At 36.0% G+C, this 22657-nt stretch carries 20 protein-coding genes; 11 read left to right on the top strand and 9 right to left on the bottom strand.

Going from position 1 to position 22657, the window contains the following annotated elements; all coding sequences use genetic code 11:
- Nucleotides 1–354 precede the first annotated feature (354 nt).
- Together M3005_RS02030 and M3005_RS02025 are read right to left on the bottom strand one after the other, a co-directional pair.
- Complete coding sequence (locus tag M3005_RS02030) at nt 355–1995, bottom strand: APC family permease (RefSeq protein WP_053950379.1); 1641 nt, start codon at nt 1993–1995, stop codon at nt 355–357.
- 166 nt (nt 1996–2161) lie between these two features.
- Complete coding sequence (locus M3005_RS02025) at nt 2162–2536, bottom strand: VOC family protein (protein WP_293793250.1); 375 nt, start codon at nt 2534–2536, stop codon at nt 2162–2164.
- 191 nt (nt 2537–2727) lie between these two features.
- On the opposite strand from M3005_RS02025, the gene M3005_RS02020 reads away from it, so the two are divergent.
- Entirely contained in the window at nt 2728–4281 is a 1554-nt protein-coding gene (locus M3005_RS02020) for an ABC-F family ATP-binding cassette domain-containing protein (protein WP_053950668.1), read from the top strand.
- A gap of 41 nt (nt 4282–4322) precedes the next feature.
- Here the strand turns inward: M3005_RS02020 and M3005_RS02015 are convergent, their stop codons facing one another.
- The 3 genes from M3005_RS02015 to M3005_RS02005 all read right to left on the bottom strand — a co-directional run bounded on the left by M3005_RS02015 (nt 4323) and on the right by M3005_RS02005 (nt 8604).
- Nucleotides 4323–5132: a hypothetical protein gene (locus tag M3005_RS02015; protein ID WP_293793248.1), complete on the bottom strand. Its 810-nt coding sequence runs from the start codon at nt 5130–5132 to the stop codon at nt 4323–4325.
- 106 nt (nt 5133–5238) lie between these two features.
- Nucleotides 5239–6150 carry a proline iminopeptidase-family hydrolase gene (locus M3005_RS02010; RefSeq protein ID WP_293793247.1) on the bottom strand — a complete coding sequence of 304 codons (912 nt, stop codon included), beginning with the start codon at nt 6148–6150 and terminating at the stop codon, nt 5239–5241.
- Between the two features lie 36 nt (nt 6151–6186).
- Nucleotides 6187–8604 carry a Xaa-Pro dipeptidyl-peptidase gene (locus tag M3005_RS02005; RefSeq protein WP_293793246.1) on the bottom strand — a complete coding sequence of 806 codons (2418 nt, stop codon included), beginning with the start codon at nt 8602–8604 and terminating at the stop codon, nt 6187–6189.
- Nucleotides 8605–8739: 135 nt separating this feature from the next.
- On the opposite strand from M3005_RS02005, the gene M3005_RS02000 reads away from it, so the two are divergent.
- On the top strand, nt 8740–9156 hold the full coding sequence (locus M3005_RS02000; protein WP_293793245.1) for a bis(5'-nucleosyl)-tetraphosphatase: 417 nt from the start codon (nt 8740–8742) through the stop codon (nt 9154–9156).
- 3 nt (nt 9157–9159) lie between these two features.
- Nucleotides 9160–9705 carry a guanylate kinase gene (locus tag M3005_RS01995; RefSeq protein WP_293793244.1) on the top strand — a complete coding sequence of 182 codons (546 nt, stop codon included), beginning with the start codon at nt 9160–9162 and terminating at the stop codon, nt 9703–9705.
- A gap of 33 nt (nt 9706–9738) precedes the next feature.
- Here the strand turns inward: M3005_RS01995 and M3005_RS01990 are convergent, their stop codons facing one another.
- From M3005_RS01990 to hflX, 3 genes are read right to left on the bottom strand one after another with little or no spacing between them, the layout of a single operon-like run.
- Nucleotides 9739–10062 (bottom strand): AzlD domain-containing protein, encoded by a 324-nt coding sequence (locus tag M3005_RS01990; protein WP_293793242.1) that lies wholly within the window; start codon nt 10060–10062, stop codon nt 9739–9741.
- A complete protein-coding gene (locus tag M3005_RS01985) occupies nt 10049–10756 on the bottom strand; it encodes an AzlC family ABC transporter permease (protein ID WP_293793317.1) in 708 nt (235 codons plus the stop codon). The genes M3005_RS01990 and M3005_RS01985 overlap by 14 nt, the downstream gene beginning before the upstream one ends.
- Before the next feature lie 21 nt (nt 10757–10777).
- Nucleotides 10778–12052: a GTPase HflX gene (gene hflX / locus M3005_RS01980; RefSeq protein ID WP_293793240.1), complete on the bottom strand. Its 1275-nt coding sequence runs from the start codon at nt 12050–12052 to the stop codon at nt 10778–10780.
- 319 nt (nt 12053–12371) lie between these two features.
- Between hflX and M3005_RS01975 the strand changes: the two genes are divergently transcribed.
- The 5 genes from M3005_RS01975 (at nt 12372) to M3005_RS01955 (ending at nt 18094) form a co-directional block, all read left to right on the top strand.
- Nucleotides 12372–13997: a peptide ABC transporter substrate-binding protein gene (locus M3005_RS01975; RefSeq protein WP_293793238.1), complete on the top strand. Its 1626-nt coding sequence runs from the start codon at nt 12372–12374 to the stop codon at nt 13995–13997.
- A 133-nt stretch (nt 13998–14130) separates the two neighbouring features.
- Complete coding sequence (opp3b, locus tag M3005_RS01970) at nt 14131–15060, top strand: oligopeptide ABC transporter permease (RefSeq protein ID WP_293793236.1); 930 nt, start codon at nt 14131–14133, stop codon at nt 15058–15060.
- The gene (locus tag M3005_RS01965) at nt 15060–16079 is read left to right on the top strand and encodes an ABC transporter permease (protein WP_293793234.1); all 1020 of its coding nucleotides are present in this window, start codon (nt 15060–15062) and stop codon (nt 16077–16079) included. Before opp3b ends, M3005_RS01965 begins: the two co-directional genes overlap by 1 nt.
- 9 nt (nt 16080–16088) lie before the next feature.
- On the top strand, nt 16089–17141 hold the full coding sequence (locus M3005_RS01960; RefSeq protein ID WP_293793232.1) for an ABC transporter ATP-binding protein: 1053 nt from the start codon (nt 16089–16091) through the stop codon (nt 17139–17141).
- Nucleotides 17142–17152: 11 nt separating this feature from the next.
- Entirely contained in the window at nt 17153–18094 is a 942-nt protein-coding gene (locus M3005_RS01955) for an ABC transporter ATP-binding protein (protein WP_293793230.1), read from the top strand.
- A gap of 54 nt (nt 18095–18148) precedes the next feature.
- On the opposite strand, the gene M3005_RS01950 is transcribed toward M3005_RS01955, so the two are convergent.
- A complete protein-coding gene (locus M3005_RS01950) occupies nt 18149–18811 on the bottom strand; it encodes a histidine phosphatase family protein (RefSeq protein WP_293793228.1) in 663 nt (220 codons plus the stop codon).
- A gap of 145 nt (nt 18812–18956) precedes the next feature.
- Between M3005_RS01950 and helD the strand changes: the two genes are divergently transcribed.
- The 3 genes from helD to M3005_RS01935 all read left to right on the top strand — a co-directional run.
- Nucleotides 18957–21257, top strand: a complete 2301-nt coding sequence (helD, locus tag M3005_RS01945) for an RNA polymerase recycling motor HelD (protein ID WP_293793226.1) — start codon at nt 18957–18959, stop codon at nt 21255–21257.
- Between the two features lie 119 nt (nt 21258–21376).
- Nucleotides 21377–22300: a type I pantothenate kinase gene (coaA, locus tag M3005_RS01940; RefSeq protein ID WP_293793224.1), complete on the top strand. Its 924-nt coding sequence runs from the start codon at nt 21377–21379 to the stop codon at nt 22298–22300.
- Nucleotides 22301–22377: 77 nt separating this feature from the next.
- The coding region (locus M3005_RS01935) for a glutamine amidotransferase-related protein (protein ID WP_463670942.1) at nt 22378–22657 on the top strand (280 nt) is incomplete at its 3' end.

Genomic DNA, 22657 nt, shown 5'->3' with positions numbered 1-22657 from the left:
CCTTTTTGGTTAAGATGGTTATTAATGCAATAAAAAAACGGATAACCCAAAACACAACAGGTTATCCGATACATTTTTGGCCTGTGGTGTCTGAATCATATCCGCACAGGCTTATTATTTCGTGAGAAAGAAGCCGGTACAGATGCGCTTAATGATTGCATCATATAAGTCGCATCTGTGATAGGGCATGCGACTTATAAGCACCAGCTTTGCCAACGAGAACTTAAACTTGATGATAACATATTCTTCATTGGTTTCTTTCTCCTTTCAATTAAGTTAAGTTCATTTTAAGTTTATCAAATTTAATTGTCAAGAAATAAAATAAAAAAGAACACCAAATGGTGTTCTTTTGCTTTATTTGTCTTCTTTATTTTCGTTAGTTGGTTCATCTTCATATGCATCCAAGTTGATTTGGTCATTGACCATTTTTGCATTGTGAAGATCAGTACTTACCATTGAACTGGAGATTCCCCATCTGTAGAAGATTAGAGAAACAATGATGATAACAACGAAGTCTAAAGGATATGGAATCCAGTTTTGACCACCAAATGGGGTAGAACCTACGTATGACATCACTGAGATAAAGATTAGGTAACCAATCATCCAGAAACTTCCGGCAAATTGGTTCTTAGTCTTGCTCCAGTTAGTTTTCCATTCGAAGTAGAAGTAGAATGGTAGACCCAATAGAATTACGATAATAACCTTTACAGTTGTAGGCCACATTGCCCAGTAAGCAGCTAAACTAGCTAATACAAAAGCAAATGGTGCCATAAATTGTAACATTCTCATACGGATTGGACGCTTAAAGTTAGGTGCCATCTTTCTCAATGATGTTACAGTAACAGGACCTGTTAAGTAAGCAATCAAAGTAGAAGTAGAGATAACACTAGCGAGTGTACCCCAACTTCTAAATAAAGCAACTAATAGCACACTGATAATCATGTTAACGACCATCGCAATTCGAGGGATACCCCAACGAGAATTAATTTTACCTAAGAATTTAGGCATATGTTCATTTTCAACCATTGCAGCAAGAGTACGACTTGTTTGAGCAACGAATGATACCCCAGTACCGAATGGTGAAATGAATGCATCAAAGTATAGCAATACAGCTAACCAGTGTAGACCTAACATAATCGCTAAGTCGGCAAATGGAGATTCAAAGTTAATTCCATGCCAACCAACTTTGGCTAGCACTGATGGTTCAACGGCACTAATAAATGTGAATTGTAGTGCAACGTAGATAACGATACTGATTGCAAGTGAGATTGTAATACCTAATGCGATGTTTCGCTTAGGGTTCTTGATTTCTTTTCCCATGTTAATAACTACTTGGAATGCATTGTATGAGAAGATGATCCCGGATGCAGTAGTTGCTGAGAAAATAGCGGCACTACCATAAGGCATGAAACCTTGTGAAGTGAAGTTTCCACTGTGGAAACCTGACAAGATTAACATAATGATAGTAAGTAGCGGAATTCCTAGTTTGAAAATTGAAATAAAACTAGTGAATCTAGCTAGTAAATTAACAGACCAATAATTTAATAGCGTGAAGACTAATATGAAAAGAAAAACGACAAATAAACCTAGATTAGAAATTTCTCCATTAATTAGGAATCCGTGAGTCCAGTGAGCCCATTTCCAAGGCCATGAACCCATGTATTGAGTAGCCGCAACGGCTTCAATTGGGATCAAAGTAACTAATGAAACCCAGTTTGACCAGGCAGCAATAAATCCTAATAATGACCCGTGGGTGTATTGAGCATACTTACTCATTCCACCACTTTCGGGGAACATTGAACCTAATTCGATGTAGTTAAAGGCGATTGAAGCAATAACAATGGCACCGATAACCCATGAGATAATGGCAGCTGGTCCAGCAACACGAGAAGCCTCCCATGAACCAAACAACCAACCAGAACCAATAATGGAACTAAGTCCTAACATTACAATTTGAAATAAACCTACTTTTCTTGATTTCTTATTTTTTTTCATAAAACTCCTTTCATGGTCTTTGAGTATACTAACAAAAAACACTTTGCATGTAAAATGTTTAAAGACCTGTCATGGCAAAGCTTTTGGTGCTTATCGGGCATAATAATAGCGTTTGTTAGCACTTAAAATTTATTAAAAAAAGTGTGATATTGTTGATAATTTTTGATTAATATTCGCAAATTTCAATCACATTGTTTTCTGGATCATTTATGAAAATTGAGTTCATCATACCGTTAGCGCCCTTAATTTTTTTCGGACCGTCAATGATTTTGACCCCATAATTGGCAAGATGTGAGCTTAAATCATTTAATGAATCCTTCACAATGATGCAGAATTTAGCTGAACCCGCAGTAGGATTTTCCGGGACGTTATCATCGCTATCATTTTGAAGGAAGATTAGTTTTTGTTTTCCTAATTGAAATTCTAACTTAGTGTCAGTCATTTCAATGATAGGTAAATCTAAAACTTCATGGTAAAAACGCATGCAAAGTTTTAAATCAGCGGCAAAGATGGTTATATTATCAATATCTTTTACCTTCATTATGATCATTCCTTTGTTTTTATTTATCTAATTAATTATACCATTGTCGAAATAAAATATTGTTTAAATATCTCTAAAGACGCCGAAAAATTGACGTTGATGGCAAAAATATGTTAATTTTATAATTATATATAAGTACGGTAGAAAGAGGAGAATATGAATTGGCCTTATTAGATGTAAAAGATATAAGCATGGGCTTTGCTGATAAGATGCTATACGATGAAGCAAGTTTCACTTTGAATAAGGGTGAACACATGGGAATCGTTGGCCAAAATGGAGTGGGTAAATCAACTCTAATTAAGATTATCACTGGAGTGGAATTACCAATTTCCGGTTCAGTTAAATGGCAAAACAACGTCAGCGTTGGATACTTGGATCAATACGCTGATATTCCAGAAGGAATGACATTGATTGATTTCTTACATACTGCTTACCAAGATTTATATGATAAATCTAAGCACATGCAAGAACTATATGAACAATACGCAGAAAACTTTGATGATAAGTTATTAACGCAAGCTGGACGGATTCAAGAAGAATTAGAAGCTAATAACTTCTATGACATTGAAACTGAAATTGAACGAGTAATCACTGGTTTAGGTTTAGATGATGTCAAAAGAGATCAACAAATCACTAACATGTCTGGTGGGCAACGTTCAAAGATTATCCTTGCGAAATTGATCTTGGAAAATCCAGATGTAATTCTTTTGGATGAACCTACTAACTACCTTGATGTGGCACACATTGCGTGGCTAGAAGATTACATCAATGGGTTCGAAGGTGCAGTCATGGTAATTTCCCATGATTATGATTTCTTGGAAAATGTTACGAACTGTATCGTCAACATCGCATTCGGTAAGATTACCAAGTATCGTGGTGACTTTAAGTCAGCTATGAGACAACGTGCTGAACGTGAAATGGTTCAACAAAGAGAATACGATAAGCAACAAGTAGAAATTGAAAAAGCCAAAGCGTTTATTCGTAAGAATAAGGCTGGTTCAAAATCTACCATGGCTAAATCAAGAGAAAAGATGTTATCACATATGGAATTGGTTGATCCACCTTCGACTAATATTCATGCATCATTTAATTTCCCATACGAAGATACTGGTTCACAAAATGCATTGGTGGTTGATGAACTATCAGTTGGTTATGATAAACCATTATTAAAACCAGTTAGTTTCTCAGTGAATACTGATGAAAAGGTTGGTTTCCAAGGATTTAATGGGGTGGGTAAATCTACTCTAATCAAGTCGATTTTAGGTTTATTAAAACCAAAGGGTGGAAAAGCAACATTCTCACCATCAGCTAAAGTCAGCTACTTCAGTCAAGATTTAGTTTGGAGCAACAATAATGAAACACCAATGCAAATTATCCAAAATAAGTTCCCTAAATTGGAACAAAAAGAAATTAGAACTAAGTTAGCTAAGTGTGGCTTAGACGCTGCTAACGCTTCTAAGCCAATTGGCGAACTATCTGGGGGAGAACAAACCAAGGTTAAGTTAGCGATGCTAGAATTTACACCATCTAATTTCTTAATCATGGACGAACCTACCAACCATTTGGATGATGAAACCAAAGAATCATTAAAGCATGCAATTAATAACTTCCCAGGAAACGCAATTATCGTCTCCCATGAAACTAGTTTCTATAATGGACTAGTCGATAAGGTCTTAGATGTTGAAAAACTTAGTCTAAGAGATGCCGATGAGATTGCCAAAGCCCAAGGTCAAGTTAATAACTAAAACAAAAAAGACTAGTTGATTATCAACTAGTCTTTTTTTTACTATATAAAGTTACCTGGTTCGTCAGCATAATCTTCTAAGAAGTTTTTGGCATCACCATAGGTTGCGAATTGACTGACGATGGAGATGTCAGGGCGATGCGAACGGTCGCTGCGGTGGGTTACTTGTTTAACTAAAAAGTATTCTTTGATTTCGTCTAATGGCTTTTCTTCGTTATTACGGACATATAGTTGTAGGTAAATGTGTTGATCTGAAAAGACCAGTTCACGTTTCGCTAACTTAATGTAATTCTTAGAATTAAGTTGTGATTGACGGGGATGTTTTTCCGCCAATGCATTGTCGTTTTGACAGAAGTAAACCGCAAACCAATAAACGTTTAATAAGAATAATGCTAAGGCGAAACAATTTCTAAATAATGTTGGCCAAAACACTGATTGTGTACTTAGCGCTTTGGCATCCATAATGAATTTGAAGTCGATTAAACTTTCTAGGTTCGTAGCTAATAAACAAACTGTGAATACTATAATCCATACATATTTGTATAGTTTAATTAACTGCCTGAAAAAATTGCGGTGTAAATTATCTAAATAGCGATGATGCATCGATGCTTCAGATACTAAGAATAAGATAATAACAGTAATTAAACAAATTAGTGGGATTTTATAACTAGTAATTAAGTAGAAAACACTTAATAAGAAGTTGTTCATAGCAGGGGTTAGAAATGATGGGACACGATACCCAAATACTTCAAGGACAACAAGGATAATTGCGCCTTCTCTGAATAGATTGATGAATCGTTCCACGCTATTACTGTTGGTTCGATTCATGACGATATTATAAACATTTTGCATAGTATTTGAACTCCTTTATTCAATACCTTATTTATACCACGAAAAACTTAAAAAGATATAAAAAAAAGACCCATTGGGTCTTTTTTAATAGATTCTTAAACAATCATTATTTGTTAAAAGTATCGCTTTCAACTTCACGAATGAAAGTTGCTAGGTGATCGTAGTAAACTGGCGCGTTATCAATCATGTGATGATGACCAGCGTTTGGAGTTGAAACGAATTGGGCGTTTGGAATCATTTCAGCCATACGTTTACCAGTTTCAACAGGCATTGATTCATGTTCACCGAAAGTAACTAGGGTAGGGACATGGTTTTCTGATAAATGATCAGTGTTGTGCCATTCACCTAACTTACCAGTGATAACAAATTCATTGTCACCTTGGAATTCATTGTAGATGTCAGTGTTTGAAACGCTGATTAAATGTTCTAGTTTTGAAGGTTGCTTCCTATCAATGTATCCCTTGTTTAGTTGGTCAACATCGTTTTGGTAACGTTCGTTATCGTAATCGTTGTTAGCTTCACATTCCTTCATGAATGCTAATTCTTCAGGTGAGAATTCTTTTTCACGAATTTCATCTAAATGCTTAGTGTAGTCATCGATTTCATCAACCATTGAAGAAATGATGGCACCCTTTAGATGGTCACCATATTTTTGGGCGTATAGTTGAACTAATACACCACCCCATGATTGACCAATTAAGTAGAAGTCGTCTAAGCCAAGCTTTTGACGAACTTCTTCAACTTCGTCTACGTAGTAGTCGTAAGTTAGGATTTTTTTAGCAACTTCAGGATCTGAGAAGTCAGGAGTATCTGAGTACCATGAACCTAATTGGTCATAGTATGATACGGCAACGTCTAGTCCTTGTTTCTTTAATTGGTTTGCAGCATCTTCCCAGTATTCGTGGTTTCCACCAGGGCCACCATGTAATGCTAGTAGGTTGATCTTACCTTCTCCAGAAGTGTGAGTCCATAAATGGTATCCGTTATCTAAAGTAATAATTTTTGTTTGTTGCTTCATCTCAATACCTCATTTCATTTTAATCATATTCTAATATTAATCTTTATTGACTGGTAGTTCAATAGTAGAATTTTCCAAATTAATGGTGTATTGAACATCTTGATTACCACGAATACTCTTATCAAAGTCTGTTGCATAGATGATTACAGCTAGTTGATGACCAGCTTTGACACGATATACATTTGGTTGTAAATCAAATTCGATGTCATAGAAATGACCAGCTTCCAATTCTGATACTTGGTAAGCATTATTTCTATTTTGCATATTGATATGACCTTCGGCTACTTTCTTGAATGGTGACTTTGCTTTTTCAAATTTAAATTCACGAAGGTAATCTTCACGCCATAGGTATCCTAAACTAATTCGTTTGTTATCAACTGGAAGTGGGTTAGCACTTAGACGATAGTCTTCACCTAGATCAACTAATTGGGCACTTAACATTCCAAAGTTTTGAGAAGAAGCGGCGTTGATTTTAATACGCGCGCTTCCGTTTAAGGTGATATCGTTGTCTAGTTTGTCTAACTTGAAGATAACACGATTATCAGTCATTGTAGATTGACTATCACCTAGTACTAAGTCATGTTGCCATTGTTTAGCATTCTGACAGTACTTGTTAAAGTCATCGTCGGATAGATTATCTTTGAATGATACTTGGTTATTTTCAACTCTAGTACCGTCTTCAGGAGTACCTAAGCTAACTGATTCAACGTTTTCACGACCGTCAAAATCGTCTACTTCATACCAGCTTTGTTCTGAAGCGTTATCTTGAACTAAGATATTTGGAATTAAGTTGTCGGCATCATTTTCGACTTCTAATAATTTGTTGGTAAACCACAAGTTCACCATTTCAGAGAAATCAATTGATTGAAAAGCATTGATGTAGATGTGTTGGCCTTGGTGTAAAATCATTTTTTTGCTGATCTTAAGTGGGGCTACTGCTTTCCAAATATTAGCAACGTTGATTGGTTTAACGTTTTCGTCATTTAGTCCATGGATGAAGAACATATCAGCCTTAATCTTCTTGGCATCATTTAAGTAATTACGAGCGTCCCAAAAGGCATTGTAATCACCAGTTTCACGGTCTTGTCCTTCAGTAATAGCTTTTAGTTGCTTATCCCAAACTGCCTTATTCTTGATGGCTTCTGCTGCTGATTTTTGACGACTGTAAGTTTCAACAGCTAAGACGTCAGCATCTTCACCTTGGAAACCACCGGGAGCCATCACTAGACCATTTTCACGGTAGTAGTCGTACCAATTAGAAATTGCCGCTTCAACTAGGCAGGCTTTTAGGCCTTCGACACCAGTGGTGGCTGAAGCAATTTGAAGGGTACCTAGGTATGATCTTCCAGACATGGCAACGTTGCCGTTTGACCAGTAAGCTTCAATTTGGTTGTTATCGAATTTATTAGTAAAAGCAACGCGATTACCAGCTAACCATTCGATCACAGCAGTAGCTGAAATAGTTTCGCTAGCATCACCAGTAGTTCTAACACCATCAGATTCGTAAGTTCCGACACCTGCAGAGTAGACGATTGCAAAACCACGAGCTAGTAAGTAATCATTTAAAGTGTATGATTGTTCACGGCTAAAAGTTTGTTCAGCTTTTCTAGTTTTACCTTCGACTTCACGAGGTGCTGGTAAATCAACGCTTTCTTTCGTACTTAATTCAGAAAGAGAAGTTTGGTTAGGAGTCTTATGTTTTAATCCATAATTAACGTTATGAGTTAATTTTTCACCGTCAGCATCATTAGTTCCTTGGTTGTAAGGACTAGCAGTTAAGATGGCTGGTACTTTTTGTTTATTACTTTCTTTTGGACGGATAATTTCGGCTTTTAGTAAGTCTAGTTTGCCGTCATGATCAGTGTCTAGCGGTGCTTCAACATAGACCACTTCACGAATTAAGTTACTAGTATCGTAAACAGGCATGGATTTACCATTGAAAATTAATGGCTTATCAAATGAATTGTAGTTTTGCGCAAAGTAACCTTCGTTAGCTAAATCATCAATCAAAGTAATACCATGCTTAGTTCTAGTATTTAATAGTAGGTACCAAGCACAAGTAACGTCGTATAGATTCATCGGATCGTTAACGTCAGCGATTGGTAGGTTTAAAGTTTTCATCTTAGTAATTGAGTTATCAATTAAAAAGTCTTCACCAACTTCAAAGTGAAGTAATTGAAGGGCAATATTATAGAAAGCAATTTTTGATAGTGGTGCGTTTTTATCTAAATATGTTAGAGCATCTTCTTCAAAACTAGCCATCATTTGAGAAATCTTTTGGCCTCTAATAGCGATGCTTTGTGAATCTAGAAAAGCAGTCATTAAGAAGTGCTTTAATAAAGCGGATGGATTGTCGATCTTGTCAGTTTCTTCGTCTAAGAAATGAATAGAACGTAATTCTTTTTGTGCAATTTTTAAATTGTATTTGGCAATTGCATATTGGTGATTTTTCATAATCATCCTCCTAACGTATATGTATGGCTTCATTATATCAGATTCCAAATAAAATCAAGAAAGTGATTGATGAAAAACTTAATATCGTCCCTGCAAGGTGCTATAATAATTACAAATTATTGTGGAGGGATTATTATGACAACAGAAATTGATGGTGGGGCAATTGTTTATCGCGTTGTCGATAATCAACCGGTTTATTTATTAGAAAAAAGTGCTACTAGTGACTTTTGGGGTTTTCCTAAGGGCCACGTTGAAGGTAGTGAAACATTGGAACGAGCGGCCATTCGTGAAATTAAAGAAGAAACCGGGATTGATGCGCAAATTGATACAACATTTAGCATCGATGCCGACTATGACATGAAAAATGGTCATCATAAAGTTATCACTTTCTATACTTCCGAAGTTAATAGTGATAAAGTAACGCTACAACCAGAAGAAATTAGCGATTATGTCTGGGCACCTTATGAAGAGGCAAGAAACGTAATTACGTACGATAACCTAAAACAAGTTTTAGATAAGACTAATCAATATATTGTAGAAAAGCTGGGATAGCCAATGAATGAACAGAAGCTAATTGTGATAACCGGTCCCGCGGGAAGTGGGAAGACTTCCATTCGGGATTATGTGATTGAAAAATATCATGCGGGGAAAGTGATTACACATACTACTCGTAAACCACGTTGTAATGAACAAAACGGAATCGATTATTATTTTGAAACTCCAGAATCATTTCAAAAGCTCCACCTATTAGAACAGGTGGAATATTCACATGCCCATTATGGGTCTTCATTAGAAGGGGTAAATGAAGCATGGCAAAAGGCACCGATTGCAACCATTGTATTAGATACCATAGGGGCAGCCACTTATAAGAAGCAATTGGGTGATTGCGTTGATGTGTGGTTCGTACAAGTTAATGATCCAATCATCTTAAAACAACGTATGATTGACCGTGGTGATGACATTACTAAGGTGGAACAAAGAATTGCCAGCAATGAATACAAACGAGATATTCAAATTCCAGATGAACTAAAAGATTTTGCAATTATTATTGAAAATAACGACTGGCAACAAGCTCAAGCTCAAGTCGATAAATTGATGTAAAAAAGACCTAACAAAACGTTAGGTCTTTTTCTTTTATATTAATCTGATAATCGCTAGTGAAAGAATTCCCACAATCACTACCATTAATAAACTTTTAGAAATAAATGCAGCCAGTACACTTGGAATTGATGCTAAGAAATTTTCCCAGTTAATGGTGGGAAGACTACCTAAATGTTGGTGAAATAATGAAGTGAACCATAGACTTGCCATGATGACAATTGGTACAAAGCTTAAGTATTCTTCAACTGGTTTAGATAGTTGGAATTTCTTTAATAGTACAAATGGAATTACTCGAGATAACCAAGTAACAATTGTACAACCGATGATGGTTAATAATACAAAATTAAAAGAAGGCATGTTTGATAATCACTCCCATCGCACAAGTAATTAATGTCACGATTAATATTAATAGGCTACTTGGAATAAAAATTAATCCTAAATAAACCATTAATAGGGTGATGATAATCATGACTAATTTTAATTTTTTGTCCATATTATTATCGGCAACGAATTGTAAATATAGTAAACCGATGAACATCGCGATAATCGCAAAGTCTAACCCAATCGCATAAGGATTATGAATAAAGCTACCTAACAATGCACCGACGCCTGAAGCAGCAGCCCAGGTAAAGTAAGAAACGATGTTGGCGGCATTGAACCATTCAAATGATAATTGATGGTTTGTGTAGTTTAGTTTATTCATACCTAATGCAAAACTTTCGTCGGTTAAAAAGGAACCAATTAAAATATTTTTCAACATTGAATCTTGTTTGAAATATGGTGCAGTCGTAATACTCATTAATATCATTCTGGAATTAACTAAGAAAATCGTCAGAATGATTGAGAAAATTGGACTTTTTAGGGCTAACATCGAAACTAAGATAAATTGCGCTGATCCAGCATAAACGGTTAGTGACATGATAGTCACCCACAATGGATTAAATCCGAGCGCTTTTCCGATAATCCCGAAAGCCAAACCAATTCCGATGTAGCCAAACATCGTGGGGATGCTTTCGAAAATTGCAGTTTTAACAGTCAGTTGATTATTAATACTGTACACATCCTTTATATATTATTCGTTGGTAACGATAAAATCTTTAAAACGATCACTGTCGACAGCTGTTAATTCAGCTTGGATTTGGGTTCCGTCAGCGACATATTCAGTGCTAATCACATTAGCGTTAGTGTTTAAGTAATTGACAATTTCACCTTTATTAAAAGGAATTAAAAATTCGTTAATCACGTAATCATTGTAACTATTTTCTTTAATCACATTTACAAGTTCGTCAATGGAATCATCTTCTAATGCAGCAATGACTAAGTTATCACCGGCACGTTGAGGACGAGGCTCATCCAAGATATCAGCTTTGTTGAAGACGGTAATCATTGGGATGTTTTCAACACCAATTTCTTTTAATGTTTGTTCAGTTGTCTTCATCATTAATTCTTTATTTTCGTCAGATTCATCAACTACTTGGACTAATAAGTCGGCGTTAGCTGCTTCAGCTAATGTTGATCTGAATGCTTGCACCAATTGATGCGGTAACTTACTTACGAAACCAACAGTATCAGATAGTAACATCGTCTTATTATCTTCGAAAATTAGCTTACGAACACTCGTATCTAGAGTCGCGAATAACATGTTTTTAACCATGACTTGTTTTTCGTTATTTTCACCGTAACGATTAACTAGTTGATTCATAATAGTGGATTTACCAGCGTTGGTATATCCAACTAAGGCAACGGTCGGAATTGATTTAGAATCACGTTGTTTACGTTGAGTTAAGTCAGACTTTTGAATATCTTTTAACTCTTGTTTGATATGCGCGATATCTTTTTCAATTACACGACGGTTTAATTCGATTTTAGATTCACCAGAACCTCTACTGGTAAATCCACCACCACCACTACCAGTTTGTTGGTCTAGTCGTTGACTAGCGCTGGTATGTAAGCGGGGTAGTTGATATTGCAATTTAGCAAGCTGTACTTGTAGTTTGGCTTCATGTGTTCTGGCACGGTTAGCGAAGATTTCTAGAATTAAACCAGTTCTATCGATGATTTTAGTTTCGACAGCTTTTTCTAAGTTTCTAATTTGACTAGGTGATAATTCATCATTAACGATTACCATGTCTGCATCGTGTTCTAAAACACTTAGTCGTAATTCTTCAACTTTACCTTTTCCAAAGTAAGTAGCCCTGTCTGGATGGTCTAACTTTTGAACCAAACGATCTACTACATCTAAATTGTTAGCTTCCGCTAGAGCGGCCAATTCAGTCATAGAATATTCGAATTGTTCATTATCTAAGTTCAAACCAATGATAATGGCTTTTAAGTTTTCTGTATCCATGCGCGTCCCTCCAATTCATTTTATTCATTATAACATTAATGAAGGTCTTATCTGGCATCTTAAATAAGAAGTTATATGAAATATTAGATTTATTTTAATAAACTCCAATTGTATAAAATGAGCATTATTAAAATATGTTAAGTATAAACCAAAATCAGTGATATCAATGCTCTTTATTCAATTATTGTGTACTTTTTTTCAACTAAATTAAAATTAAATTAGAAAAAGTCTTGCAATTTATCATAAAAGGGTGGTATTATTTTCACAATCCTTATTAAGAATAATCATTTCTTATTAATTGAAATTGGGGGTATTGGAAATGAAATTTAGATCCGTAGTAAAGCTAGGGATTGTAGGTGCAGCATCTGCATTCCTATTAGCAGCTTGTGGTAACTCATCAAAGGAATCTACAAGCAAGTATATTAACTGGCAAGAAAATTCACAATTGCCTACTTTGGATGCCTCAAAGGCAACCGACACTGTTAGTTTTGGTGCATTAAACAATAGTAATGAAGGACTATTAATCAATGCAGCTGACAACAAGGTTAAGCCTGGGGTAGCTGAAAGCTACACTGTTTCAAAAGATGGAAAGACTTACACTTTCAACCTAAGACATTCAAAATGGAGCGACGGTAAAGCTGTTACTGCTAAAGATTTCGTTTATGGTTGGCAAAGAACTGTAAATCCTAAGACTGCATCACAATACTCATACCTATTCTCAGATGTTAAGAATGCTGATGCAATTGGTAAGGGTCAAGCTCCAGTATCATCATTAGGTATTAAAGCCGACGGTGACTACAAGGTTGTTGTTACATTAGACAAACCACAAAACTACTTCAAGTACTTAGTAACTATGGCACCATTCTTGCCACAAAGCGAAGCAGCCGTTAAGAAATTCGGTTCAGCTTACGGTACTACAAGTAAAGACATGGTTTACAACGGACCATTCAAGATTGAAGGATGGACTGGTACAAACAACTCATGGACTTTAGTTAAGAACAAAGACTACTACAATGCAAGCAAGATTAAAGTTGCTGGTATTAAGTTCAATGCTCAAAACGATTCAAACACTTCTGTAAACCAATACGAAACTGGTTCATTAGACGAAGCAGTTCTATCAGGTGCACAACAAGTTGGTAAGTACAAGGGTACTAGCGAATACCATGCATTGAAACAAGCATCAACTTTCTACATTGAATTAAATGAAAAGAAAGATCCAATGTTTAAGAACGCTAACATCAGAAAAGCTATCTCACTAGCAATTGACCGTAAAGAATACACTGGTAGCACTTTAGGTGACGGTTCAATTCCTGCTGTAGGTTACGTATCACCAGGTATGTCAGAAAGAAATGGTAAAGATTTCACTGCTGACGCTGGTACTACAACTGGCGTTTCATACAACTTAGCAGAAGCTAAGAAGTTATGGGCTAAGGGTCTAAAAGAAGTTGGTAAGAAGTCTGTAAGCCTATCAATCCTATCAGATGACACTGATAACGGTAAGAAGACTACTGAATTCCTACAAACTGCTTTAGAAAAATTACCCGGTCTAAAGATTTCATCACAAAACATTCCATTCAAGCTAAGATTAGCTCATTCACAATCTGGTCAATTTGACATGGTAGTAAGTGCGTGGGGCGCTGACTTCCCAGATCCAATCTCATTCTTAGAATTATTTACTACTGATGGTTCATACAACAATGGTAAATGGTCAAACGCTAAGTATGACGAACTAATCAAGAACGCTGACGGTAAAGATGCAAACGATGCAGCTAAACGTTGGGATGACATGGTTAAAGCAGAACAAGTTCTTATGAGCGACCAAGGAATTATTCCTCTATACCACTCAGTACAATCACGTGTTATCAAATCTCGTGTAAGTGGTGTTCAATTCTTCCCTACAGGGTCTCCATACGACTTTAGAGATGCTAAAATCACAAACAAATAGTTAAATATTTTATAATTTTTGAAATATAATTGAGGAGAGTTTTAGGTTTTGACTATAATAATATTAGTCGGACTTAAAACTCTTCCGTACATAAAAGGAGAAAACCACTCCTAAGATTGCGAGGAATAAAAATATGGTTAAGTATCTGTCAAAAAGAATTTTTTATCTTATATTGACACTATTTATCGTTGTGACCGTTACGTTCTTCTTAATGAAGATCATGCCAGGAACACCTTTAGCTAATGAAGCTAAATTGTCTGTAGCAGAACGTAATATGGTATTGAAGCAATATGGTCTAGATAAACCACTATGGCAACAATACATTAGTTACATCGTTAATGCTGTTCAAGGTAACTTTGGGACTTCATTCCAATTTAGTGACCAACCAGTTTCATACTTGATTACTAGTCGTATGGGACCATCACTAATTATTGGTTTACAAGCTATGGTTGTGGGTGTGTTAGCAGGGATTGTTGTTGGTGCTATTGGTGCCATCAAGAAGAGTACTTGGGTTGACACATCAACTACAATTATTTCAATTCTAGGAATTTCAATTCCCTCATTCGTGTTCTCAGTTCTATTGCAATATGTAATTGCTTTGAAGTGGGGACTACTACCAATCGCGGGTTGGGGTGGATTTGCATACACAATTCTACCTACACTTGCGCTTGCCGCAATGCCTTTAGCCGAATCAGCTCGTTTTATGAGAACTGAAATGGTGGACGTATTAAGTTCAGACTATATTGAATTAGCACGTGCAAAAGGTCTAAGTAAGTTTGGGATTATTTATCACCATGCACTTAGAAATAGTTTGATTCCGTTGGTTACAATCATTGGACCATTGGCAGTTAACATTATGACTGGATCACTAGTTGTTGAAAACATCTTTGCGATTCCAGGTATTGGAGAACAATTTGTTAACTCCGTTTTAACTAATGATTACCCAACCATCATGGGACTAACAATTATGTATTGTTTCCTATTATGTGTGGTTCTATTAATCACTGACATTGTTTATGGATTAATTGACCCTCGAATCAGAATTGCGGGAGGTAAGAACTAATGGCAGATAAGACAAAAGAACTACCACAAGATGCCTTTGAAATGTTATCTGATGGAGCTCATTTAGATAACGAAAAAATTGCCGCTCCTTCATTAACTTTCGTAAAAGATTCATGGCGTCGTCTAAAGAAAAACAAAGCAGCGATGATTTCGCTATACATTTTAATTTTCCTATTTGTTGTTTCATTTGGATCAGCATTATTCCCATCAATTAGAAATATTGCTACTCATCCAACATTAAACAACTTACCACCACGTATTCCTGGAATCGACATTCCTGGTTTTAACGGAACTTTAGTTCAAGGTGGAAATCGTATTAACGCCTATACTGGCTCTGCAGCTAACCATTACTTCTGGTTAGGTAGTGACTACTTAGGTCGTGACTTATTCGCAAGAACATTATATGGAACTCGTATTTCATTAATCATTGCGGTTGTTGCCACATTCTTCGATTTAACTATCGGGGTTGCCTACGGAATTATTTCTGGATGGATTGGTGGTAAGGTTGATACTTTCATGCAACGTGTAATTGAAATTCTACTTTCAATTCCTAACTTAGTTGTCATGATTTTATTACTATTAGTATTAAAACCAGGTATCGGCGCAATCATTATTGCGATTGCATTCTCTAGTTGGATTAACATGGCGCGTTTAGTTCGTGCGCAAACACTTGAACTAAAGAACCAAGAATTTGTGTTAGCCGCTAGATCATTGGGTGAAAGCTCATTGAAGATTGCATTCAAACACTTATTACCAAACTTAACATCTGTAATTATCATTAATACAATGTTTACAATTCCAAGTGCTATTTTCTTCGAAGCATTCCTATCATTTATTGGTATCGGGGTTCCTGCTCCAGCTGCTTCATTAGGTACTTTGATTAGTAACGGTCAAAAGTCATTCCAATTCCTACCATATCAAATGTGGGTACCAGCCATCGTGCTTTCATTATTAATGATTGCATTTAACATTTTAGGTGATGGTTTACGAGATGCCTTTGATCCTAAATCAAGAGAGTAGGTGACTAGAATGGAAAACAATGAAAACATATTAGAAGTAAGAAACCTATCTATTAACTTCCAAACCTACGCTGGAACAGTTCAAGCAATTAGAGATATTAGTTTTGATTTAAAGAAGGGTGAAACCCTAGCAATCGTTGGGGAATCTGGTTCTGGTAAATCAGTAACAACTAGAAGTATCATGGGGTTAAACGCCTCAAATGCTGATGTTGTTAGTGGAAGTATTAATTTTAAGGGTGAAGACATCCTTGAAAAAAGCGAAAAAGAATTAGGTCAATTACGTGGTAAGAGTATCGCGGAAATCTTCCAAGACCCAATGACTTCATTGGATCCAACTATGAAGATTGGTCGTCAAGTTGCTGAACCACTAATGATCCACCAAGGTTTAAGTCGCGAAAAAGCGATGGAAAAAGCCTTGGAAATGCTAAAACTAGTGGGTATCACTAATGCGGAAGAACGTATTAATGACTATCCATACCAATTCTCAGGTGGGATGAGACAAAGAATTGTGATTGCAATTGCTTTGGTTAACTACCCTGAAATCTTAATTGCTGATGAACCTACTACTGCTTTGGATGTTACAATCCAAGCTAAGATTCTACAATTAATGAAAGAATTGCAACAAAAGATTAATACATCAATCATCTTCATTACTCATGATTTGGGTGTTGTTGCTGGAATGGCTGATCGTGTTGCCGTTATGTATGCAGGTAAGATCGTAGAATATGGAACTGTTGATGAAATCTTCTACAACCCAAAACACCCATATACTTGGGGGCTATTAGGTTCAATGCCTACTTTAGATACTAATGAAGATGTATTACCTTCAATTCCAGGAACTCCTCCTGACTTATTGGAACCACCTGTAGGTGATGCCTTTGCTGCTAGAAATAGTTACGCATTAAAGATTGATACAATCGAAGAACCACCTTTCTTCAAAGTGTCAGATACTCACTATGCCGCAACATGGTTGTTAGATGAACGTGCACCTAAGGTGACACCACCAGCAGACATTGTAAAACGACAAGAACACTTTAAGAACCGTAATCAAACACAAGGATAGGTGGTGAAAGTATGTTAGATAAAGATGCACCCAAGATTTTAGAAGTTAAAAACTTAAAACAATACTTTAATGTTGGTAAAAAAGAAGTTGTTAAAGCCGTCGATGACATTACTTTCAATGTTTATGAAGGTGAAACGTTCGGACTAGTTGGAGAATCTGGTTCTGGTAAAACCACTACTGGACGTGCCATTAGTCATTTATATGAACCAACTGATGGCGAAATCATCTTTGAAGGCAAAGATGTTTCCAAATTAAAAACTAAAGCGCAAGAAAAAGAATTTAGAAGCGACATCCAAACTATTTTTCAAGATCCATATGCTTCTTTAAACCCCCGTATGAAGGTTAAAGATATCATTGCTGAAGGTATTGATATTAACCATCTTGCTAAGGATAAAGCAGACCGTGATCGTCAAGTGGAAGAATTATTGGAAACTGTTGGTCTAAATAAGGAACATGCTAACCGTTACCCACACGAATTTTCAGGTGGACAACGTCAAAGAATCGGGATTGCTCGTGCATTAGCAGTTAAACCTAAGTTTATTATTGCTGATGAACCAATATCAGCTTTGGATGTTTCTATTCAAGCACAAGTAGTTAACTTACTAAAAGATTTACAAAAGAAACGCAAATTAACTTACCTATTTATTGCCCATGATTTATCAATGGTTAAATACATTAGTGATCGTATTGGGGTTATGCACTATGGTCGTATGTTAGAAATTGCTGACGCTGACGAACTATACGCTAACCCATTACATGATTACACTAGAAGTTTACTTTCTGCTGTTCCGGTTCCGGATCCAGAATTTGAACGTCAACGTGAAATCGTTGATTACGATGCTAGCGTCGAAAGTGACGGTAAGGAACGTAAGTTAGTAGAAATTGCACCTAATCACTATGTTCGTGCAGCTGAAGATGAAATTGAAATGTACAAGAGTCGTCTAAAAGGTTAATTGAACATAAAAAAATAACCGTTACTATTAGTAACGGTTATTTTTATAAGAAGTTTAAACGTCTTTTGAAACGTTGTTATAGTATTCAACGGAAATTTGTTGGCCGTCTGGACTAGCAACTAATTTTGAAACACTACCGTTTTGGATTGGCACGGAAACATCAATGGAATCATCCTTAAATTGGTCAACCGCCCATCTAATGATAGTTCCATGAGCAGCGATTAATATGTTTTCACCATCGTTAGCGTTCTTAATTACTTCTTGTAATCCGGGAATAAAACGATTCAATAAATCTTCGTTGTTTTCAGCATCACCGTATGGGTCACGACTGGCGATTAAGTCAGCGGTACCACCCATACCAAGTTTTGCAATCATCTTAGGATATGAGTCGAGACCATCTGGTCCTCCGATTTGATGCCAAGCAGCATCGCCATCATTTCCTTCGAAGTAGCCAAAGTTCTCTTCACGAAAGGCCACCTTTTTGATGGGTTCTTCTAGTGATGAAGAATTTTGTGCTAATACATATTTTCCAGTATCAAATGCGCGGGGCATGTCACTTGAATAAGCGTGATCAAAATGAATTGCGCTTAGTCGTTTACCGGCATCAATAGCATCGTTAATTCCTTTCTCAGTTAAAGGTGCGTTAGCGATTCCTTGAATACGGTTATATTTATTTAAGTAAGTTTGTCCATGTCGTACAAGATAGATGTTAATCATAAAAAATCCTCCTGACATAATTATTGACTTAATTTTATCATAGATGGGGTAGTCATAAAATCAATAGAGATGAGAAGAGCTTTTCTTTCATCATTTTATGTGCTAAAATTGGTAACTAAATTTTGAAGATAGGAGCGTTGCTCGTATGTCTGATTCAATTAAAGAAACGGAACAAAAACACTTAAATCATATTTTAAGCAAAGTCGAAGTTGCAAAGGCGGAGGCTGTTAAAAAAATAAATCGTGCTGAAAAAGATGAACATGATATTAATAAGAACTTTTATAATGATGTTCGACTAAAGACTAGTACTTATTCAGGGATGATGGAAACTTCTGTTTCAATTCGTCAACAACAACAAATGTTGGAAGAAAGAGAAAACAGTTGGAAACATGCAACCCGTGAATATGACAAGCTCCAAAAGATGCAAGAAAGACCATACTTTGCTCGTTTAGATTTTGAAGAAGCGGGTGAAAATAAAGCCGAAACTATCTACATCGGTTTAGGTTCTTTTGCGGACAGTCCAGATCATTACTTAATCTATGACTGGCGCGCGCCAATTTCTAGTATCTACTATGATAGTAAGATTGGTAAATTAACTTACCAAACTCCAATGGGTGAACAAACCGTTAACGTGACTTTAAAACGTCAATTCCAAATTAAAGATGGTAAGATTGAAACCATTTTTGATACTGATCAAGTCGTTGGAGATCAAATGCTTTTGGATAACCTAAATGGTAAATCCAATACTAAGATGAAGAGTATCGTTACTACCATTCAAAGAGAACAAAACAAAATTATTCGTGATACTAAGTCAGACTTACTATTCGTGCAAGGAGCTGCGGGTTCAGGTAAGACTGCTGCCGTTCTTCAAAGAGTGGCTTTTCTATTGTATCAATACAGAGGCAAGCTAAGTTCTGCTCAAGTGGTATTATTCTCACCTAACCAATTGTTTAACGATTACATTAATCAAGTGTTGCCTGAATTAGGTGAACAAAACATGGTCCAAATGACTTACTACCAATACAGTAGTTTACGTGTGCCTAAGTTTAAGGTGGAAACACTATCAGAACGTTTTGAAGAAGATAATTCTGAGGATAAGTACGTTAGAAACATCAACAATTTAAAGAACTCACTAGAATTCTTTAAAGCTGAAACTGCCTACACTAACCATTTGAATACCGAAGATATGAAGTTTAAGAACCTTAAATTCCAAGGGGATGTCTTCATTTCAAAGGAACAAATTGAAGACATCTACTACAGTTTCAATGAAAATTACAACTTAAGAAACCGACTAGATGCTACCAAGGAAAGATTAATCAAGATTTTGAACCGTCGTGTTAAATCTGAAATGAAGAAACCATGGGTAGAACAAGCCGTTCAAGACTTAAGTCGTGAACAAATTCAAGCCATTCAAAATGCTCATCCGGATGAATTTGAGAATGCGGAAAAAGAATTTGATTTCTTAGCAAGACATATTGTTATTGGTGCCTTCAAACGAATCAGATCACAAATCGTTCATGGTCGTTTTATCGGGGTTAACAATCAATTCGTCCATTTCTTAAGAAACGTACCAAACCTAATTGACTTAGCTAAGTTCAACGTTAATAAGGAAGAATGGACTCAATCAGTCGATGATTCAATCGCTCGCATGAAGAGTGGTCACATCTCAATGTCAGACGTTTCCATCTATCTATACCTATTCGACCGTATTTCTGGTAAACGTCCAAAGACAGATATTAGATATCTATTCATTGATGAAGTGCAAGATTACACTGCCTTCCAAATGGCATTTATGAAGTTTACTTTCCCACGTGCTCGTTTCACCTTACTAGGGGACTTAAACCAAGCCATCTTCACCCATGAAAACAGTCACACATTATTGACTGAACTATCAACAATGTTTGATCCAGAAAAGACTAACGTTGTTCAATTAACCAAGTCATACCGTTCAACTGAACAAATTACTGACTTCACTAAGCACATCTTAGAAGGTGGCAGTCAAATCGAATCATTTGCTAGAATTGGTGATAAACCAGCAATGCAAGTGGTTGATAATCATGAAGCAGCATTAGATAAATTAATTGCAAAAATTAATGATGATAAGCAAAAACATGATACAACTGCCATAATTGTCAAAACTTTGGCTGATGCGGTTGCATTATCCGAACAATTAGACGATATGGATGTAAAAAATACGCTTATACAGACCGAAAACCAACGCTTGGCTACAGGAACCCTAATTATCCCTGCATACCTCGCAAAAGGGCTAGAATTTGACTCTGTGGTCATGTTTGATGGGGATGACGTTCATTATGGGGATGAATCAGATCGTCAATTGGTTTACACGATTTGTACTCGTGCCATGCATGAATTAACAATTATCGCTGAAAATAAGCCAAGTCACTTGTTTGATGTGGTTCCAACAGATTTATATGATTTACAATAATTGCAATTAGTAACAGCTTAAAGTGCCTATCTATCAAGGATAGGTGCTTTTTTTATGAATAAATCGTTTAATCGGTGGTATGATGTATGTACTAATTTTTATTGAACGGGGGCGTAAAATTGGCTGATTTAATCAATTACTACGCATTTAAAAAAGATGAGTGGAAAGACTTATACAAACTACAAACTGTGCCTTTAACCAAGGACAGTCTAAAACAAATTAAGGCTTTTAATGATGAAATTTCAATGCAAGACGTGCGCGACGTCTATGTCCCAATTGTGCATTTATTAGATTTATGTACTCAAAGCTTTAATGAGTGGCAAAAGACGAAGACCCATTTCTTAGCGAAAGAAGATCGCAAAGTCCCATTTATCATTGGAATTTCCGGAAGTGTGGCCGTGGGTAAATCCACTACCGCCAGACTGTTAGAAGTATTATTGAGTCGTTACTTTCAAGATAAAAAGATTCAATTAATCACTACCGATGGATTTTTATACAATTCTGCCGAATTGAACCGTCGTCATATTATGGATCGCAAAGGTTTCCCGGAAAGTTATGACATGAAATCATTGATTAACTTTTTAAATGAAGTTAAATCTGGTAAGCCTAATGTATTGGCACCAGTGTACTCACATGACGTTTATGATATTATTCCTGATAAATTTGATGTGATTGACCAACCAGATGTTTTAATCATTGAAGGAATTAATACTTTGCAGTTGCCAAGTAATCAACAAATTTATGTTAGTGACTTTACCGATTTTTCAATCTATATCGATGCAGATGATGATTTAATTGAAAAATGGTACTTAGAGCGTTTCGAAAAGTTGATGGATACTGCATTCCAAAAGCCATCTAACTACTATTACGAAATGGCGCACAAAGATCGTCAAAAGGCGATTCAAAAAGCGAAAGATGTTTGGCAAGAAATTAATTTACCTAACCTGTTAGAAAATATAAAACCAACTAGGACTAGGGCTGACTTGATTATTCATAAGACTGATGAGCATTTAATTGACCAAATTTTACTTAGAAAGTACTAGATTTAATTTGACGCCATTAATTTTTCTCGGTATTATTAATACAATTTAATGATTGGAGAGTGAACGGTTTGGCTGAAATGGATTTATCATCATTTGATAAAATCTTGGTTCTTGACTTCGGAAGTCAATACAACCAATTAATCACCCGTCGTATTCGTGATTTCGGAGTGTACTCTGAATTAAAGCCTCATGATATGACAATCGACGAAATCAAAGATTTTAATCCTAAGGGAATTATCTTCTCTGGAGGTCCCAACAGTGTATATGCAGAAGACGCATTAACTGTGGACCCTAAGATTTTTGAAATGAATATTCCAATTCTAGGTATTTGTTATGGTATGCAACTAATGGCATATA

This window comes from Apilactobacillus sp. (genome assembly GCF_025290035.1).
Classification (GTDB): Bacteria; Bacillota; Bacilli; order Lactobacillales; family Lactobacillaceae; genus Apilactobacillus.
Note: the sequence above shows the minus strand (reverse complement) of the source record. Positions and strands in the feature narration are given on the sequence as shown.

Bases quoted from the DNA above. Each gene is read 5' to 3' on its own strand.
- M3005_RS02005 (WP_293793246.1), bottom strand. From the start codon at position 8,604: ATGAAAAATCACCAATATGCAATTGCCAAATACAATTTAAAAATTGCA.
- M3005_RS02025 (WP_293793250.1), bottom strand. From the start codon at position 2,536: ATGAAGGTAAAAGATATTGATAATATAACCATCTTTGCCGCTGATTTA.
- M3005_RS01955 (WP_293793230.1), top strand. From the start codon at position 17,153: ATGTTAGATAAAGATGCACCCAAGATTTTAGAAGTTAAAAACTTAAAA.
- opp3b (WP_293793236.1), top strand. From the start codon at position 14,131: ATGGTTAAGTATCTGTCAAAAAGAATTTTTTATCTTATATTGACACTA.
- M3005_RS02030 (WP_053950379.1), bottom strand. From the start codon at position 1,995: ATGAAAAAAAATAAGAAATCAAGAAAAGTAGGTTTATTTCAAATTGTA.
- hflX (WP_293793240.1), bottom strand. From the start codon at position 12,052: ATGGATACAGAAAACTTAAAAGCCATTATCATTGGTTTGAACTTAGAT.
- M3005_RS01960 (WP_293793232.1), top strand. From the start codon at position 16,089: ATGGAAAACAATGAAAACATATTAGAAGTAAGAAACCTATCTATTAAC.
- M3005_RS02015 (WP_293793248.1), bottom strand. From the start codon at position 5,132: ATGCAAAATGTTTATAATATCGTCATGAATCGAACCAACAGTAATAGC.
- M3005_RS01975 (WP_293793238.1), top strand. From the start codon at position 12,372: ATGAAATTTAGATCCGTAGTAAAGCTAGGGATTGTAGGTGCAGCATCT.
- M3005_RS01965 (WP_293793234.1), top strand. From the start codon at position 15,060: ATGGCAGATAAGACAAAAGAACTACCACAAGATGCCTTTGAAATGTTA.
- M3005_RS02010 (WP_293793247.1), bottom strand. From the start codon at position 6,150: ATGAAGCAACAAACAAAAATTATTACTTTAGATAACGGATACCATTTA.
- helD (WP_293793226.1), top strand. From the start codon at position 18,957: ATGTCTGATTCAATTAAAGAAACGGAACAAAAACACTTAAATCATATT.
- M3005_RS02020 (WP_053950668.1), top strand. From the start codon at position 2,728: ATGGGCTTTGCTGATAAGATGCTATACGATGAAGCAAGTTTCACTTTG.
- M3005_RS02000 (WP_293793245.1), top strand. From the start codon at position 8,740: ATGACAACAGAAATTGATGGTGGGGCAATTGTTTATCGCGTTGTCGAT.
- M3005_RS01990 (WP_293793242.1), bottom strand. From the start codon at position 10,062: ATGCCTTCTTTTAATTTTGTATTATTAACCATCATCGGTTGTACAATT.
- M3005_RS01950 (WP_293793228.1), bottom strand. From the start codon at position 18,811: ATGATTAACATCTATCTTGTACGACATGGACAAACTTACTTAAATAAA.
- M3005_RS01995 (WP_293793244.1), top strand. From the start codon at position 9,160: ATGAATGAACAGAAGCTAATTGTGATAACCGGTCCCGCGGGAAGTGGG.